A 15,227-nucleotide genomic window follows, 5' to 3' on the forward strand; every position below is an offset into this window, starting at 1 on the left:
ATGACGCACGCACACACGGGACCCTCAGCACGCGTGCGCGCGCTGCTGGCGGACATGACAGTCCAGGAGAAGCTGGCGCAGCTGGTGGGGTTCTGGGTCGATCAAGGCGGAGAGGTCGTCGCTCCTCTCGCCAACGAGATGGTCACCTCGTCGAAGTACGCCGACGTGACAGTGCACGGGCTGGGCCACCTCACCCGCGTGTACGGCACCCGCCCTGTCGATCCGATCGAGCGCGCCGGATGGCTGTGGGGCGAACAGCGCCGGCTCCTCACCCAGACGCGACTGGGCATCCCCGCCATCGTGCACGAGGAGGTGCTCACGGGGCTGGCCGCGTGGAAGGCCGCGACCTTCCCGACGCCGCTGGCCTGGGGCGCCTCCTTCGACCCGGCCCTGGTCACCGAGATGGCCTCGTCGATCGGCGAGTCGATGAGACAGCTCGGCATCCATCAGGGGCTCGCGCCCGTGCTCGATGTCATCCGCGATCCGCGGTGGGGACGCGTGGACGAGTGCATCGCCGAGGATCCGTACGTCGTCGGCACGATCGGCACCGCCTACGTACAGGGGCTTCAGAGCGCCGGCGTGCACGCGACCCTCAAGCATTTCGTCGGCTACTCCGCGTCGCAGGCGGCCCGCAACCATGCCCCCGTGCATGCCGGGCCGCGCGAGCTGGCAGACGTCCTCATCCCGCCGTTCGAGATGGCGTTGCGCGACGGCGGGGCACGGTCGGTGATGAACTCCTACGCCGAGATCGACGGCGAGCCCGTCGCGGCCAGCAGCGCGTACCTCCACGACCTGCTCCGGGAGCGCTTGGGGTTCGACGGCCCGGTCGTGTCGGACTACTTCTCGGTGGCGTTCCTCCACTCCACCCACGGCGTGGCCGCCGACCTCGGAGAGGCGGCCGATCTCGCCCTCCGCGCGGGCATCGACGTCGAGCTCCCCACGGTCGACGCCTTCGGCGACCCGCTCGTCGCGCGCATCCGGGAGGGCAGCACTCCCGAGTCGCTGCTCGACCGGTCCGTGCTGCGCGTGCTCGCGCAGAAGGAGGAACTGGGCCTTCTCGACGAGACCTTCGCCGAACCGCCCGTGGCCGTGGACCTGGACTCCCCTCACCATCGCGACCTGGCCCGGCGCCTGGCCGAGGAGTCCGTCGTGCTCGTGAGCAACGACGGTGCGCTCCCCCTCGCCGCTCCCCCGCGCGTGGCGGTGATCGGCCCGAACGCGGACGCCCCGGAGGCGCTCATGGGCTGCTACTCGTTCGTCAACCACGTGCTGGCCCACCACCCCGGCGTGGAGCTTGGCATCCGCATCCCGTCGGTCCTCGACGCGCTCCGCGCGGAGTTCGCCGATGCCGCCATCGAGACCGCGCGCGGCTGCGACGTCGACGGCGACGACGTCTCGGGCATCGCGGATGCCGCGGCCACCGCATCCGTCGCCGACGTCGCGATCGTCGTCGTCGGCGACCGTGCGGGCCTCTTCGGGCGCGGGACCGTCGGAGAGGGCAACGACGTCGACGACCTCGAGCTGCCCGGCGTCCAACGCCGGCTCGTCGAACAGGTCGCGGCGACCGGAACCCCCGTGATCCTCGTGGTGGTGTCCGGTCGCCCGTATGCGATCGACTGGGCGCTGGAGGGCGACTCCGCCGTCGCGGCGGTCGTGCAGACGTTCTTCCCCGGAGAAGAGGGCGCGGGAGCGATCGCCGGTGTGCTCTCGGGGCGGGTGAACCCCTCCGGGCATCTGCCCGTCTCGCTCCCGCGCTCAGCGGGGGCGCAGCCCTACACCTACCTGCACCCGCGCCTCGGCGGGCGCAGCGACATCACCAGCGCCGACCCGACGCCCGCCCGACCGTTCGGGTTCGGCCTGAGCTACACCGCCTTCGAGCGCACCGACCTCACCGCCGATGCGGCCGCCCCGGCGGGCGAGGCCTTCACCGTGGCGGTGACGGTGCGCAACACGGGCGGGGTCGCCGGCGACGACGTCGTGCAGCTGTACGGCCACGACGTGCAGGGGAGCATGACGCGTCCCCTCGCACAGCTCCTGGCCTACCAGCGGGTGCCGCTCGAGCCGGGAGAGAGCCGGCGCGTGACGTTCTGGGTTCCGTCGACCCGTCTCGCGTTCGCCGGACGCGACGGGCAGCGCATCGTCGAGCCGGGCCGTGTGGAGCTGTGGGTGGGACCGTCGTGCGCACAGCGCGACGTCGAGACCACGATCGATCTCACCGGCACGGTGCACACGGTGACGGCCGCCGACGCCCGCATCGCGACGGCCGGCATCACGCTGGCGCTCCCTGCGTCGGTCTGAACCCTGCGCCGGAGCGGACCGGCGCGGGGTGCGTCAGCCGACCTCCGTCGCGCGGACGGCGGCGACGTGATCGTAGGCGGCGCGGATGCCGGGGCGCGGGTCCGAGACGGACTCCTGTTGCAGCGGCACCGGCCAGGTCGGCCGCCTGCCCGTCAGCGCCCATGCCGCCTGGCGAGCGGCGCCGAGGGCGACGTACTCGCCGGGGGTGGGGACGACCACCGGCACGTCGAACACCTGCGCCGCGATCGTCGAGACGGCTGGGCTCTGCGCCGCGCCGCCGATGAGCAGCACTCGCTCGGCGCCGACGCCCAGCGAGCGGATCGCGTCGAGGCCGGTCGCCAGTCCCGCCAGCATCCCCTCGACCGCGGCGCGCGCGAGATTCTCACGGGTGGCGTTCGCCAGAGACAGCCCCGACACCGACGCCCGCGCGGTCGGCAGGTTCGGCGTGCGCTCGCCCTCGAACCACGGCACGAGCACGACGCCGCCGGCGCCGGGGTCGGCCGCGAGGGCGAGGGTTGCGAGCTCCTCGTGGCTCACGGCGAGAAGGCGCGCTGTCGCATCCAGCACGCGAGCGGCATTGAGCGTCGCCACGAGCGGCAGGTAGCCGCCCGCCGCATCCGCGAATCCGGCGACGGTCCCGGTGGCGTCGGCCACCGCATGGTCGGTCACGGCGAAAACCGTGCCGGAGGTGCCGATGGACACCCCGACATCGCCGGGTGCGGCGTCCAGGCCCAGCGCGGCACCGGCGTTGTCGCCGGCGCCCGGGCCGACGAGGGCGCCCTCGGGCGTGCGGCCGACGCTCTCGCCGGCGTCGGCCACGCGCGGCACCACCGCGTCGTGCCCGAGCGCGCGCACGAGCAGATCGCGGTCGTAGCCGTGCGGCCCCCAATAGGCGGTGCCGGATGCATCGGAGCGATCGGTCGTGAGCTCGTCGAGGCGCGGGTTCTCCGGGCCGAAGCCTCGGAGGCGCCACGTCAGCCAGTCGTGCGGCAGCGCGACGGCGGCGACGGCGGCGGCTTTGTCGGGTTCGGCGTCGCGCAGCCATCGGAGCTTCGCGGCCGTGAACGAGGCGACCGGCACGACACCCGTCCGCGCGGCGTACGCGTCGGCGCCGACCTCCCGGACCAGGTCGGCCGCAGCACCCGCCGACCTGGTGTCGTTCCACAGCAGCGCAGGGCGGATCACGCGGCCCCGGTCATCCAGCGCCACCATGCCGTGCTGCTGCCCGGCGATCGACACGGCGGCGACGTCGGGAAGGCCCCCGGCGTCGGCGAGTGCCTGCCGTAGCGCCTGCCACCAGGCCTCGGGGTCGACCTCGGTGCCCACCGGATGCGGTGCGCGGGCCTCCCGCACCACGACCCCGGTGTCGGCATCGAGGATGACGACTTTGCAGGACTGCGTCGACGAGTCGACGCCCGCTACCAACGGCATCCGCGTCTCCTTCTCACAGGGCGTCGAGTGTCCACGACACCCCGCCGCGCCCCCAACGCGAGCGGCGAGTCGTGGACGCTCGCCGAGGGGGTGTCAGCGCGCGCCGAGCAGATGCTCGGTGGCCAGCTGCTGCAGGCGGACGAAACCGCCGCCCTTGCCGCCGAAGTAGGCATCCGCGTCGAAGTCCTCGAACGCGGAGCGGTCGGCGAGGAAGTCGTCGTACGTCTCGCCGTCGCCGAGCGTCGGGGTGGAGAGGTCGTCGACCTTCGCGGCGGCGAGCGCCTCCTGCACCTCGGGGTCGGCCCGGAACGCCTGGGCCCGCTCCTTGAGCAGCAGATAGGTGCGCATGTTGGCCGCGGCCGACTCCCACACCCCGGTCTCGTCCTCGGTGCGGGACGGCTTGTAGTCGAAGTGGCGGGGACCCTCGTACGCCGGCACGCCACCGGGCCCGCCGTTTTCCAGCAGGTCGACGAGCGCGAACGCGTTGTGGAGATCACCATGACCGAACACGAGGTCCTGGTCGTACTTGATGCCGCGCTGCCCGTTGAGGTCGATGTGGAAGAGCTTGCCGTGGTACAGGGCCTGGGCGATGCCGGCGGCGAAGTTGAGCCCTGCCATCTGCTCGTGCCCGACCTCGGGGTTCAGTCCCACCAGCTCCGGGCGTTCGAGTGAGTCGATGAACGCCAGGGCGTGGCCGAGGGTCGGGAGCAGGATGTCGCCCCGGGGCTCGTTGGGCTTCGGCTCGATCGCGAAGCGGATGTCGTAGCCCTTGTCGACCACGTACTGACCGAGCAGGTTGACGGCCTCACGGTAGCGCTCGAGGGCCGCGCGGATGTCTTTGGCGGAGTCGTACTCGGCGCCCTCGCGGCCGCCCCACATCACGAAGGTCTTCGCGCCCAGCTCTGCACCGAGGTCCAGCTGGCGGAAGACCTTGCGCAGTGCGAAGCGTCGCACATCGCGGTCGTTCGCGGTGAAGCCGCCGTCCTTGAACACCGGCGCGCTGAAGAGGTTCGTCGTCACCATCGGCACGATGAGCCCCGTGTCGCCCAGCGCCTTCGTCAGCCGATCGATCTGCGCCTGCCGCTCCGCGTCGCTCGAGCCGAACGCGAACAGGTCGTCGTCATGGAAGGTCAGTCCGTAGGCGCCGAGCTCGGCGAGCCTCTCGACGACGTGCACGACATCGAGAGCGGGTCGCGTCGGGCCGCCGAACGGGTCGGTGCCGTTGTACCCGACGGTCCACAGACCGAAGGAGAACTTGTCCGCGGGGGTGGGTGTGGGCATGATCCGCGCCTTCGTCGAGAGAATTGTTGCCGTCCACAACCTATCGCACCTTGCGCACCGTCGCTACTGTGGGGCGATGAGCACGCCGCGGACCGGAAGCGAACAGGTCCGCGCCGCCAACCTCGGGAGACTGCTGCGTCGCGTGCACGTCGGCGGGGCCGCGTCGCGTGCGGTGCTGACCGCCGAGCTGGGCCTCAACCGCTCCACGATCGCCGACCTCGTCGCCGAGCTCGCGGACCTCGGGTTGGTGCACGAGCTCGCGCCGTCGCCGGAGCGTCGGGTCGGTCGCCCCTCCCCTGTCGTCCAGACCTCGCCCGGACCGACGGCGATCGCGGTGAATCCGGAGGTCGACGCGCTCGAGATCGCCGCGGTGCGCCTGGACCGCAGCATCCCGGTGCGCGAGCGCGTCGAGATGTACTCCCTCCTCACCCCCGCGGCCACAGCCGACCTGGTCCGCACCCGCGTGCAGTCGTGGCGGAAGGGCGTGCTCTCCGACGCGACGATCTTCGGCATCGGTGTCGCCGTCCCGGGGCTCGTGCGCGGTGTCGACGGGGTCGTGCGCACCGCGCCGCACCTGGGCTGGACCGAAGCTCCGCTGCGCACGCTCTTGGCGGATGCCACCGGCCTCCCCACTGTCGTGGCCAACGACGCCACCCTCGGCACGTGGGCCGAGCACCGCTTCGGCGCCGCTCGCGGCATCGACGACGTGGTCTATCTCAACGGCGGTGCGAGCGGCATCGGGGGCGGGCTCATCGTCGGAGGGGTGGCCGTGGGAGGCGCCGGGGGTTACGCCGGGGAGTTCGGCCAGAACCGCCCGGGCATCGTGTCGGACGACGACCGGCGCGCGCCCGACGGCGTCCTCGAAGACGAGGTCAGCCGCGCGCGGCTCCTCGAAGCGGTCGGGCTCGCCACCGCCGACGAGCAGACGCTCGCCGCCGTGCTCACCCACACCACCTCGCCGGCGGCGGCGTCCGAGCTCGCGCGGCAGCGCCGCATCCTCGCCACGGCGCTGGCGAACGCCGTCAACGTCCTCAACCCCGCCGTCATCGTGCTCGGCGGCTTCCTCGCGACCCTCGCCGAACTCGATCTGCCCGCTCTGGCGGCGGCGGTGACGGCCCAGTCCATGCCGGCGAACGCCGAGGGCCTCGACATCCGCGTGGCCTCTCTCGCCGCCGACCGGCTGCTCATCGGAGCGGCCGAGGCGGTGTTCGAGCCGGTGCTGGAAGACCCCGCGGCGATCGCTACACCCCGATCCTGACGCGGGCAACCCGTTGGCTGCGCACGCGGTCGCGCGAAGAGTGGATGCATGAGCGATCCCACCCTTCCCCCCGACCTCCCCTCCTCCCCGGGACTGCCCGATCCCTCCCCGGACGGCCCCCCGGCCGAGCCGAGCGCGCCGTACCCGGACGAGCCCCTCGCCCCGAACCCCGATGAGCCGACCCTGCCGCTGCCGCCGGAGGGTCCGGGCGGTGGCATCGGCTGAGCCGCACCGCTAGCGTCGGGGTCACACGGGCACGCGCCCGCGGGCGGAAGGAGCCCCCATGTCCACGACGACCGGTTCTGGACGGCGCACCGAGACCGAACTCCAGGCCGCCGCGCGCGACCATCTGTGGATGCACTTCGCGCGGCAATCAGCGATGACCGAGGGCGCGGGCATCCCGATCATCCAGCGCGGCGAAGGCCACCACATCTGGGACACCCGGGGCAGGCGCTACATCGACGGGCTCTCCGGGCTCTTCGTCGTCAACGCCGGGCACGGCCGCCGGCGCCTGGCGGAGACGGCCGCCGCGCAGGCGACCGAGCTCGCTTACTTCCCGATCTGGTCGTACGCGCATCCCGCCGCGATCGAGCTCGCCGAGCGTCTCGCCGCGTACGCGCCGGGAGACCTCAACCGCGTGTTCTTCTCGACCGGTGGCGGCGAGGCGGTCGAGACCGCCTTCAAACTCGCGAAACAGTATTGGAAGCTCGTCGGCCGCCCCACGAAGCACAAGGTCATCTCACGGGCCATCGCGTATCACGGGACCCCCCACGGCGCTCTCGCGATCACCGGCCTCCCCGCAATGAAGGAGATGTTCGAGCCGGTGGCACCCGGCGGCTTCCGCGTGCCGCACACGAACTACTACCGCGCTGCCGAGATGGGCTTCACGGGAAGCGAGGAGGAGTTCGGCCGGTGGGCAGCCGACCGCATCGAGGAGGTGATCCTGTTCGAGGGGCCGGAGACCGTCGCGGCGGTCTTCCTCGAGCCGGTGCAGAACTCCGGCGGATGCTTCCCGCCGCCCCCGGGCTACTTCGCCCGGGTGCGCGAGATCTGCGACCGCCATGACGTCCTGCTCGTCAGCGATGAGGTCATCTGCGCATTCGGTCGCATCGGCGAGTGGTTCGCGTGCGACGCCTACGGATACGTCCCCGACATGATCACGTGCGCGAAGGGCATGACGAGCGGGTACTCGCCGATCGGCGCGACGATCATCAGCGACCGCATCCACGAACCCTTCGCCTCCGGCACGGTGAGCTTCCCGCACGGATACACGTTCGCCGGTCACCCGGTCTCGGCCGCGGTCGCCCTGGAGAATCTCGCCATCTTCGAGGAGGAGGGGCTCAACGAGCGCGTACGCGAGAACTCCCCCGTCTTCCGCGCCACGCTGGAGAAGCTCCGGGATCTCCCGATCGTGGGCGACGTGCGCGGCGCCGGGTACTTCTTCGGCATCGAGCTGGTGAAGGACCAGGCGACGCGGGAGACGTTCGACGCGGAGGAGTCGGAGCGGCTCCTGCGGGGATTCCTCTCCGGCGCCCTCCTCGAGGCGGGGCTCTACTGCCGCGCGGACGACCGCGGCGACCCCGTCATCCAGTTGGCCCCGCCGCTCACGACCGGTCCGGCGGAGTTCGACGAGATCGAGCAGATCCTCCGCAGCGTCCTGAGCGAGGCCGCGTCGCTGCTCTGACGTCAGCGGTGGCGGCGCGGAAGCAGCTCCCCGTCGACGACGTCGATGGGGACGAGGCCCGCGAAGACATCGGAGTGCTCGGCGGCGTCCTCCTGATCCGATGCTCCCTGGTGCGGACGTGCAGCCATGACGGCCTCCCTCGCGAGAACCCCAGGCTCCCGCGCTCCCGCCGACGCCGCATCCCCTTGACAGCGACCGCGGACGCGGCGTAACCGGCCCATAGGGGCCCAGCGGGCCCGGAGGCTAGGGTGGGGGCATGGGCACCATCTATTACGGCGGATCGGGAGCTCCCATCCACATCGAGGATCGCGCCCTCGCGCACCTGAAGGTGGTGATCGCCACGAAACTCCGTCGCGGCGAGAGCTTCACGGTGTCATGGCGTCATCCCGACGGCTCCCCGCGCGGGCGCAGCACCCTATGGCTGCATCCCTCGATTCCCCTCCGGTTCGTCTTCGACGATCCGGAGCCGGCCACGCTGAGCCGTCAGTGGGTCGAAGAGCTCGCGAACTCCGCCAACTCCTCGGGGGGTATCATGCTCGTCGCCGAGCATTTCGACGTCACGACGGAACCGTCCGAGTTGTCGTAGCCTCAGCCCTCCTCGACGACCGCGTCCTCCGAGGGCTCCGGCACGATCGAGAGGCCGTTCGGACCGCTGGCAACGAGCATGAGCTCCTCCACCCAGGCGCGGTTGATGCGGGGGCTCCGGCTGCCGAAGAAGTGGAACTGGATGGGGACGGCCGGATGCATCCAGTAACTGCGTCGACCGCTGCCGTCGCCGACCTCGACGTCGAACATGAACGACTCCGAGCGCCGCAGCTTGTTCATCACGACGATCCGGAGGTGGGCGAGCGTACGGTCATCGATGTCGACCGAGTTCGCCATGGTGTCGTAGATGAATCTGCCCATGCGGCGAGCCTAGCGCTCACGGCTCGCCGGCGAGACGCCCGCGTAGGCGCAGCGACCGCCGGGCGCAACCCCTCCGGCGCGACGGGGCGGGCCCGATAACGTATTGACGTGGGAACGATCTTCTACGGCGACTCCGCCACACCCATCGAGATCGAGGACCGCGCACTGGCACACCTCAAGGTGGTCATCGCGACGAAGCTGCGTCGAGGTGAGAGCTTCACGCTCTCATGGACGCATCCGGACGATCAGGAACCCGGTCGCAGCACCGTGTGGCTGCATCCGTCGATTCCGCTGCGATTCGTGTTCGACGACCCCGAGCCGGCGATGCTCAGCCGCGCGTGGATCGAGGAGCTCGCGAACTCCGCGAACTCCTCCGGCGGGCTGCTGCTCGTCCCCGAGCCGCCCGAACCGGGGCAGTGACCGCGACGGGCGTCACGCCTGGTCGAGCAGTTCGCGCACCCCGGCCTCGACGGCGACCGGCACCACGAGCGGGCGGCCGGCCGTATACGCCTCCCACTCCCGCATGAGCACCGCTTCGATACGGGTGGTCGGCAGGGCCGGGTACTCGGCCCGGAGGCGTTCGACGACGGTCGTGAACGCTGCCACTTCGATGCCTTCGATCACCGTGATCGACGCGTCGGAGGATGCTGTCGCGGGCGAGCCGTCCGCGGCGTTGTCGTGCATGAGGCTCATCGTGTCATGCCCCTCGAGCGATTGCGAATGCTCGTTCGCCGAGTAGTTCGAGAGCCTGATTAGTCACCGCGCCGGCGTCAGAACGCCACTTCGACCGGTGGCGTCTGCTCGCCCGTCGACACGTGCTTGTCGACCTCGTCGACGGCTTCCTGCAGGCGCGCCAGGCACTCGATCACGACCGCGCTCTCCTCGGGCGTCATGTCGATGACGGCGGCCATCATCCGCTGGTGCATGCTCCCGAGCGTCGCGCGCACCTCGGCATCGGACTCCGCGGTGGCCACGACCAGGATGCTCCGCCGGTCCGACGGGTGCGGCACCCGCGTGACGTGACCGGACTTCTCGAGCCGGTCGATGATCGCCGTCGTGGAGGCCGTCGAGACGCCGAGGTATCGCGTCAGCTCGCTCGGCGAGACCGACCGGCCCTCCCCCGATGCCTTCAGCAGATAGCGCAGGACGAGGAGCTCGTTCTCGCCCATCGACATCGACTCCCGCGTACGCCGGCGCATCGCGATCTCGGCGGCCCGGTAAACCCGGAAGGCCTGCAGCACCTCGACGGCACGGCGCCGACGATCTTCGTCCGTGGCGCCGTACCAGTACCGCGACGATTCGGCCGGCGTTGATTCCACGTCTCGCATCCTATGCCAGCGCATGCGCCGCGCGTCCATCCCCCGGCCGGTTGCGCCCGACTCCTGCGCCGATCGCGTTCGCGGAGTACGATCCATTCAGTTGCAGATCTACTTGATCGGCAGCGGAGTATCTAGGTTACCTACCGATGCACGCCGGGGAGGGACGTGAGGCACACAGCGACAGCGGATGATGTCGTCTCGGCACTCGACGACCTGTCCGCGGCAGAGACCTCTGTCGACCGCGCCATCCTGCAGGCGCTGGGCATCGGCCCGAGGGATGCTCACGTGCTCCGCCACCTCCTGGATCTCGAGGCGAGCGGCGAGACCGTGACGCCGCGGAGTCTCGCCGATCTGCTCGGGATCTCGTCCGCAGCCATCACCGCTCTCATCGACCGCCTGGCCGACGCCGGGTGGGTCGAGCGGGCGCCGCACCCGCAGGACCGGCGCAGCATCCTCGTGCGCGCGACGGTACCCGCCGGCTCTCCCGCCCGCCGCCTGCTGGCCGTGCGTCGCGTCGCCGTCGCTTTCGCCGCCGCGCGCCTGGGCGCCTCGGAGCGGCGGATCGTCGTGGACTTCCTCGACGAGCTGCACCGCGCGGAGGAGCACTATCTGGCCGACGTCACCGAGAACGCCACTGCGGCGGCACCGCCTTCGGCGCGATGACCGGCGCCCGCGCCCGGATCGGGACGTCGGGGTGGAGCTACGCCCATTGGCGCGGTGTGCTGTACGAGCGCGGCACGCGCGACCAGCTGGCGCGGTACGTGCAGGAGTTCGACACCGTGGAGCTCAACTCGAGCTTCTACCGCTGGCCGAGACCGGAACGCCTCGCCGCGTGGCGCGACCGTGTGCCGGAGGACTTCGTGATGGCCGTGAAGGCGCCCCGCGGGGTGACGCACGCGCGCCGGCTCGAGCTCAGCGAACCCTGGCAGGAGCGGATCGCCGCGGGCCTCGCGGCGCTCGGGCCTCGGCGGGGTCCGTTCCTCGCGCAGCTTCCGCCGGGGGCCGAGCGCGATGACGCGCGCTTGGAGGCGTTCCTCACCGGCCTTCCGCCGGACTCGCGACCGGTGATGGAGCTGCGGCATCCGTCGTGGGCGGCGGAGGAGGTGTTCCAGATCCTCGAGCGGCACCAGGCGGCGTACTGCGTGATGAGCGGGGCGAACCTGCCGTGCATCCTGCGGGCGACGGCTCCGTTCGTGTACGTGCGGCTGCACGGCCCCGACGACACGCTCTACAACGGCTCGTACGGGCCGGAGGCGATCGCGTGGTGGGCCGACCGCATCCGGGAATGGCTGGGCCAGGGGCGGGACGTGTTCGCGTACTTCAACAACGACCTCGGCGGCAACGCGGTCCGCGACGCGCGGGCGCTGCGCGACGCTCTGGCCTGACGCGCGAAAGTGCACCGCCCTGCCGAACCGGCACCATATCCGGTACCGTTTCGGCGAGGCGATGCACTCTCGGCGAGGGCTACTTCGCGAGCGCCAGGCGCGTGCCGGCGACGAACAGCGGGGCATAGCAGACCAGCGCGGCGAGGGTGCCGATGAGGCCGAGCCCGAACGCGGGCAGGACCCACGGGAGGAACGCCAGGGGCGCGATCCACCACGTCACCGCCTTCGCCCGGGCCAGGGCGAGTCCGAGCAGGCCGATGCCGAGGATGCCGCCGGCCATGCCGGTGTACTGCCAGATCGCGACCGACCACTCCTTGGCGGACTCGTCCATCAACACCGCCTGGTCGATCGTGAGGACGTTGCCGGCGCTGACGAGGAACCAGTCGCTCAGCAGCAGCCCCGACATCTGGATAGCACCGAATGTCAGGATCGCGACGGCCAGCGGGAGGAAGACGCGGCCGCGCGCACCGCGGAGAAGGCCGAGGGCCGACACCGCGCCGATCGCGAGAGCGACCCAGCCGTAGTGGAGGAGGTTCGCCGACCACAGGCTCAGCGCCGGGTCGGCGGCGAGCGAGGCGATGTAGCCGGCGTTGCCGGGCTCGGTCTGGGCGGGGGAGGTGAGCATGCCGCCGGTGAACAACAGCGGCGCGGCGACGAGGGCAAGGCCGCCCATGCGCTGCAACAGGGTGGGGCGGACGGGTCCGAACTCGATGCCGCGGCGCTGCGGGCGGGTGGGGGCGGCGGCGGTCGCCGAGGTCGCGGATGCGAAGAGGTCCATGTTCGTGTGCCTTTCGGGGCGTTTCTGGTTGGTGATTCCAGATTCCCGCCCCGCCGTCCCGGGCGCCCAGGGCGCTGCGTCCCGGCGATGTCCCGAGTCGCGCCCGGGACGGGTCAGCCGCGGCCGAGACCGGCGTCCCGCGCCCGCACGATCGCCTCCGCGCGGTCGGCGACCTGCAGCTTGGCGAAGATGTTCGACACGTTGTTGCGCACCGTCTTCGGCGAGAGGTACAGCGCCTGCGCGATGTGCGGGTTCGACCGCCCTGCCGCCAGCAGGTCGAGGATCTCCCGCTCCCGCGCCGTCAGCTGCGGAAACACGTCCATCCCCGGCGCCGACGCCGGGCCCGCGGCGAAGTACTCCGCCACGCGGCGAGCGATCGCGGCGCCGAAGACGAGCTCGCCGCCGGCCACGGCTCGGACGGCGGCGAGGATCTGATGCTGGCTCGCCCCCTTCACGAGATAGCCGCGCGCCCCCGCGCGCATCGCGGCGAAGACCGTCTCGTCGTCCTCAGACATCGTGAGCACGACGACGCCGAGGTGCGGATGGCGCGTCACGAGCTCCCGCGTGGCGGCGATGCCGTCGAGCTTGGGCATCTGCACGTCCATGACGACGACGTCGGCGTCGGCCCTCTCGACGACGGTGAGCGCCTCCTCGCCGTCGGCGGCCGTGCCGGCGACGTCGACACCGTCCATCGATTCCAGAAGCAGCGACAGACCCTCGCGATAGACAGGATGATCGTCGACGAGGACGACCCGGATCGGCTCAGCGGACATGGGCGGACGCCTCCTCTTGGATGGCACGGGCGGAAGAGTCGGAGCCGGCCGGGACCAGCGGAAGGAGCGCCCGGACGACAGTGCCGGTTTCGCCCGGCCGCTCGATGACGACCGTCCCGCCCAGCTCTGCTGCGCGCTCGCGGAGAGATCGCAGGCCGACACCACCGGCGGCGTCGTCGGGGATCCCCGTTCCGTCGTCGCGCACGATCAGCTCGAGCTCGGGACCGTCGGCCCGCAGCTCGACGGTGACGACGGATGCCTCGGAGTGACGCCGGGCGTTGGCCAGGGCCTCGGACGCGATGCGATACGCGGCCACCTCGACCGCGGGCGGGAGCGCCGCGGGCGGGTTCCCGGTGACGGTGGCGACGAGGCCCCCGCCCGACAGCCGCGCGGCCTGTTGGCGCAGCGCGCCGAGGAGACCCAGATCGTCGAGGGCGGGCGGGCGCAGGTCGTGCACGATCCGACGGATCTCGTCGATGGCCTCGCTCGAGTCGGCGATCGCGGCATCCAGGAGCGCGACCGAGCGCTCGGGCGCCTTCTCCGCGAGGTTGCGCGCGGTCTCCAGGCGCAGCTTCACGCCACCCAGCACCGGCCCGAGCCCGTCGTGCAGCTCGCGCCGCAGGCGCGAACGCTCCTCCTCGCGGGCGAGGACGAGTCGCTCGCGGATGGCCTGCAGCTCGCGACTGAGCTCCGCACCGCGGAGGGATGCGGCCGCCAACCGCACGAGGTCGCCCAGGAGGCGCTGATCACGCCGTGAGACCACCGGGCGCCGACCCGGCTCGAGCAGGATGCGGCCGATCACGACGCCGCCGGAGTCGATCGGCACCGTCACCGGCGCCACCCCGGGCGTCCCGCGCTCCGCCATGAGCGGCGCGCTCTCGGCGCGATCCAACTCGACCCGCACGTAGGGGGACGCGAACGCCTCCGCGACCGCGGCGGCGAGCTCCCCCAACTGCGTGCGCGTGTCGGCTGAGCCGTCCAGCCGGTCGCCGAGCGAAGAGACGACGGCATACGGGTCGCCGCGACGACCGCTGACGAGACGGCTGAAGAAGGCGAAGACGCGATCGCGCAGCGGCGCGTAGACGGCGGTGACGACGATCATCGCCGCCACCAGCGCCACGCGATCGTCGATCGCGCTGCCCAGCGCCAGGACGAGCACGATGTCGACGGCCAGCACACCGACGAGCAGCAGACCGTACGCGAGGGTCCAGGGAAGCACGCGGTCGATCGCGTACAGCCGGTGGCGCGTCACGGCGAGCACGACCGAGGCGCAGACCAGCCCGATCGCCAGCGTGAGCATCACGTCGACGAGGAAGGTCGGGACGTACGGCATGCCCACCAGCGAGGCGACGAACACGATGCCCGACCACACCAGCCAGCGCAGTTGCGCGCGTTCATCGGCCGACGCCCCGAATCGGCGACTGACGCAGACGACCAAGGCCAGCAGCAGCGAGAGCGCCATGCACGGCGCGCCGACCTGCAGGAGCACCGACCACACCCCGTCCGGAAGCGGCAGCACCCCGATGTCGCGCTCGTAGACGGCCATCAGCGGGTCGCGGTCGGGGTCGTCAGCGGCCAGCGCCCGGGCGGGGGCGAAGAGGAACGCGAACGGCATCACCAGGCTCAGCGCAATCGACACGATCGACACGATCCGCCATCCGCGAGGACGCAGCCGGCCGTCGGGGAAGAGCAGGAGCAGCAGGGTGATGGGAAGAAGCAGCACCGACCCGAACCGCGTGAAGAACCAGAAGGCCGGGAGCGCCCACGCCGCCGCGCGGTCGAAGTACCAGGCGTAGTTGACCGCCGCGGAGGCCAGCCCGTCGACGACCCACAGCACGCCGAACGCGGTCAGCACGACGGCGATGGGATGCCACGCCAGACGCCACAGCAGGAGGCTCCCGGCCACCAGCAGAGCGGCGCCCGGGAGGACCCCCGCCCATCCGGACGACAACGGCGGTTGCGGATGCGCCGGCAGCACGAGGACGTCGAAGACGAGGGCGCCCGCACCGGCGACGACAGCCACCGCCAGGGCGACGAGAGTCGCGACGCGGCTCGAGGCCAGGGCGCGGGTCATCCGCTCATCGTGTCAGCAGCAGTGTCCCGCTGTCACGGGA

At 71.6% G+C, this 15,227-nt stretch carries 17 protein-coding genes; 8 read left to right on the forward strand and 9 right to left on the reverse strand.

Annotated features, from left to right (window positions below; genetic code table 11):
- Window positions 1-2,298 carry a beta-glucosidase gene (locus ACTU3I_RS14200; protein WP_442926341.1) on the forward strand — a complete coding sequence of 766 codons (2,298 nt, stop codon included), beginning with the start codon at window positions 1-3 and terminating at the stop codon, window positions 2,296-2,298.
- A 33-nt stretch (window positions 2,299-2,331) separates the two neighbouring features.
- Here the strand turns inward: ACTU3I_RS14200 and xylB are convergent, their stop codons facing one another.
- The gene (gene xylB, locus ACTU3I_RS14205) at window positions 2,332-3,729 is read right to left on the reverse strand and encodes a xylulokinase (protein ID WP_442926342.1); all 1,398 of its coding nucleotides are present in this window, start codon (window positions 3,727-3,729) and stop codon (window positions 2,332-2,334) included.
- A 93-nt stretch (window positions 3,730-3,822) separates the two neighbouring features.
- A complete protein-coding gene (xylA, locus tag ACTU3I_RS14210; protein WP_442926343.1) occupies window positions 3,823-5,010 on the reverse strand; it encodes a xylose isomerase in 1,188 nt (395 codons plus the stop codon).
- Window positions 5,011-5,086: 76 nt separating this feature from the next.
- On the opposite strand from xylA, the gene ACTU3I_RS14215 reads away from it, so the two are divergent.
- The 3 genes from ACTU3I_RS14215 to ACTU3I_RS14225 are packed head-to-tail and all read left to right on the forward strand — an operon-like array spanning window position 5,087 to window position 7,952.
- A complete protein-coding gene (locus ACTU3I_RS14215) occupies window positions 5,087-6,268 on the forward strand; it encodes an ROK family protein (RefSeq protein ID WP_442926344.1) in 1,182 nt (393 codons plus the stop codon).
- A 48-nt stretch (window positions 6,269-6,316) separates the two neighbouring features.
- Window positions 6,317-6,493, forward strand: coding sequence for a hypothetical protein (locus ACTU3I_RS14220; protein WP_442926345.1), 177 nt, complete (start codon window positions 6,317-6,319; stop codon window positions 6,491-6,493).
- Window positions 6,494-6,551: 58 nt separating this feature from the next.
- On the forward strand, window positions 6,552-7,952 hold the full coding sequence (locus ACTU3I_RS14225; RefSeq protein ID WP_442926346.1) for an aspartate aminotransferase family protein: 1,401 nt from the start codon (window positions 6,552-6,554) through the stop codon (window positions 7,950-7,952).
- Between the two features lie 2 nt (window positions 7,953-7,954).
- On the opposite strand, the gene ACTU3I_RS14230 is transcribed toward ACTU3I_RS14225, so the two are convergent.
- Window positions 7,955-8,080, reverse strand: a complete 126-nt coding sequence (locus ACTU3I_RS14230) for a hypothetical protein (protein ID WP_442926347.1) — start codon at window positions 8,078-8,080, stop codon at window positions 7,955-7,957.
- Between the two features lie 128 nt (window positions 8,081-8,208).
- Between ACTU3I_RS14230 and ACTU3I_RS14235 the strand changes: the two genes are divergently transcribed.
- Complete coding sequence (locus ACTU3I_RS14235) at window positions 8,209-8,538, forward strand: DUF7882 family protein (protein ID WP_442926348.1); 330 nt, start codon at window positions 8,209-8,211, stop codon at window positions 8,536-8,538.
- Between the two features lie 2 nt (window positions 8,539-8,540).
- Here the strand turns inward: ACTU3I_RS14235 and ACTU3I_RS14240 are convergent, their stop codons facing one another.
- On the reverse strand, window positions 8,541-8,858 hold the full coding sequence (locus ACTU3I_RS14240) for a DUF7882 family protein (RefSeq protein ID WP_442926349.1): 318 nt from the start codon (window positions 8,856-8,858) through the stop codon (window positions 8,541-8,543).
- Between the two features lie 108 nt (window positions 8,859-8,966).
- Here ACTU3I_RS14240 and ACTU3I_RS14245 point away from each other — a divergent pair, with 108 nt between their 5' ends.
- Window positions 8,967-9,278 carry a DUF7882 family protein gene (locus ACTU3I_RS14245; protein WP_442926350.1) on the forward strand — a complete coding sequence of 104 codons (312 nt, stop codon included), beginning with the start codon at window positions 8,967-8,969 and terminating at the stop codon, window positions 9,276-9,278.
- A 12-nt stretch (window positions 9,279-9,290) separates the two neighbouring features.
- Here the strand turns inward: ACTU3I_RS14245 and ACTU3I_RS14250 are convergent, their stop codons facing one another.
- Entirely contained in the window at window positions 9,291-9,551 is a 261-nt protein-coding gene (locus tag ACTU3I_RS14250; protein WP_442926351.1) for a three-helix bundle dimerization domain-containing protein, read from the reverse strand.
- 77 nt (window positions 9,552-9,628) lie between these two features.
- Window positions 9,629-10,177, reverse strand: coding sequence for a MarR family winged helix-turn-helix transcriptional regulator (locus ACTU3I_RS14255; protein ID WP_442926352.1), 549 nt, complete (start codon window positions 10,175-10,177; stop codon window positions 9,629-9,631).
- Window positions 10,178-10,342: 165 nt separating this feature from the next.
- Between ACTU3I_RS14255 and ACTU3I_RS14260 the strand changes: the two genes are divergently transcribed.
- Both ACTU3I_RS14260 and ACTU3I_RS14265 read left to right on the forward strand, forming a co-directional pair.
- The gene (locus ACTU3I_RS14260; RefSeq protein WP_442926353.1) at window positions 10,343-10,840 is read left to right on the forward strand and encodes a MarR family winged helix-turn-helix transcriptional regulator; all 498 of its coding nucleotides are present in this window, start codon (window positions 10,343-10,345) and stop codon (window positions 10,838-10,840) included.
- Window positions 10,837-11,562, forward strand: coding sequence for a DUF72 domain-containing protein (locus tag ACTU3I_RS14265; RefSeq protein ID WP_442926354.1), 726 nt, complete (start codon window positions 10,837-10,839; stop codon window positions 11,560-11,562). The genes ACTU3I_RS14260 and ACTU3I_RS14265 overlap by 4 nt, the downstream gene beginning before the upstream one ends.
- 79 nt (window positions 11,563-11,641) lie before the next feature.
- On the opposite strand, the gene ACTU3I_RS14270 is transcribed toward ACTU3I_RS14265, so the two are convergent.
- The 3 genes from ACTU3I_RS14270 to ACTU3I_RS14280 all read right to left on the reverse strand — a co-directional run bounded on the left by ACTU3I_RS14270 (window position 11,642) and on the right by ACTU3I_RS14280 (window position 15,187).
- Window positions 11,642-12,340 carry a hypothetical protein gene (locus tag ACTU3I_RS14270; protein WP_442926355.1) on the reverse strand — a complete coding sequence of 233 codons (699 nt, stop codon included), beginning with the start codon at window positions 12,338-12,340 and terminating at the stop codon, window positions 11,642-11,644.
- A 113-nt stretch (window positions 12,341-12,453) separates the two neighbouring features.
- Entirely contained in the window at window positions 12,454-13,113 is a 660-nt protein-coding gene (locus tag ACTU3I_RS14275) for a response regulator (protein WP_442926356.1), read from the reverse strand.
- Window positions 13,103-15,187 carry a sensor histidine kinase gene (locus ACTU3I_RS14280; protein ID WP_442926357.1) on the reverse strand — a complete coding sequence of 695 codons (2,085 nt, stop codon included), beginning with the start codon at window positions 15,185-15,187 and terminating at the stop codon, window positions 13,103-13,105. Before ACTU3I_RS14280 ends, ACTU3I_RS14275 begins: the two co-directional genes overlap by 11 nt.
- Window positions 15,188-15,227: the final 40 nt, after the last annotated feature.

This window comes from Microbacterium sp. RD1 (assembly GCF_052220165.1).
In the GTDB taxonomy this organism is placed as follows: Bacteria; Actinomycetota; Actinomycetes; order Actinomycetales; family Microbacteriaceae; genus Microbacterium.

Bases quoted from the DNA above. Each gene is read 5' to 3' on its own strand.
- ACTU3I_RS14200 (WP_442926341.1), top strand. From the start codon at position 1: ATGACGCACGCACACACGGGACCCTCAGCACGCGTGCGCGCGCTGCTG.
- xylB (WP_442926342.1), bottom strand. From the start codon at position 3,729: ATGCCGTTGGTAGCGGGCGTCGACTCGTCGACGCAGTCCTGCAAAGTC.
- xylA (WP_442926343.1), bottom strand. From the start codon at position 5,010: ATGCCCACACCCACCCCCGCGGACAAGTTCTCCTTCGGTCTGTGGACC.
- ACTU3I_RS14215 (WP_442926344.1), top strand. From the start codon at position 5,087: ATGAGCACGCCGCGGACCGGAAGCGAACAGGTCCGCGCCGCCAACCTC.
- ACTU3I_RS14220 (WP_442926345.1), top strand. From the start codon at position 6,317: ATGAGCGATCCCACCCTTCCCCCCGACCTCCCCTCCTCCCCGGGACTG.
- ACTU3I_RS14225 (WP_442926346.1), top strand. From the start codon at position 6,552: ATGTCCACGACGACCGGTTCTGGACGGCGCACCGAGACCGAACTCCAG.
- ACTU3I_RS14230 (WP_442926347.1), bottom strand. From the start codon at position 8,080: ATGGCTGCACGTCCGCACCAGGGAGCATCGGATCAGGAGGACGCCGCC.
- ACTU3I_RS14235 (WP_442926348.1), top strand. From the start codon at position 8,209: ATGGGCACCATCTATTACGGCGGATCGGGAGCTCCCATCCACATCGAG.
- ACTU3I_RS14240 (WP_442926349.1), bottom strand. From the start codon at position 8,858: ATGGGCAGATTCATCTACGACACCATGGCGAACTCGGTCGACATCGAT.
- ACTU3I_RS14250 (WP_442926351.1), bottom strand. From the start codon at position 9,551: ATGAGCCTCATGCACGACAACGCCGCGGACGGCTCGCCCGCGACAGCA.
- ACTU3I_RS14265 (WP_442926354.1), top strand. From the start codon at position 10,837: ATGACCGGCGCCCGCGCCCGGATCGGGACGTCGGGGTGGAGCTACGCC.
- ACTU3I_RS14270 (WP_442926355.1), bottom strand. From the start codon at position 12,340: ATGGACCTCTTCGCATCCGCGACCTCGGCGACCGCCGCCGCCCCCACC.
- ACTU3I_RS14275 (WP_442926356.1), bottom strand. From the start codon at position 13,113: ATGTCCGCTGAGCCGATCCGGGTCGTCCTCGTCGACGATCATCCTGTC.
- ACTU3I_RS14280 (WP_442926357.1), bottom strand. From the start codon at position 15,187: ATGACCCGCGCCCTGGCCTCGAGCCGCGTCGCGACTCTCGTCGCCCTG.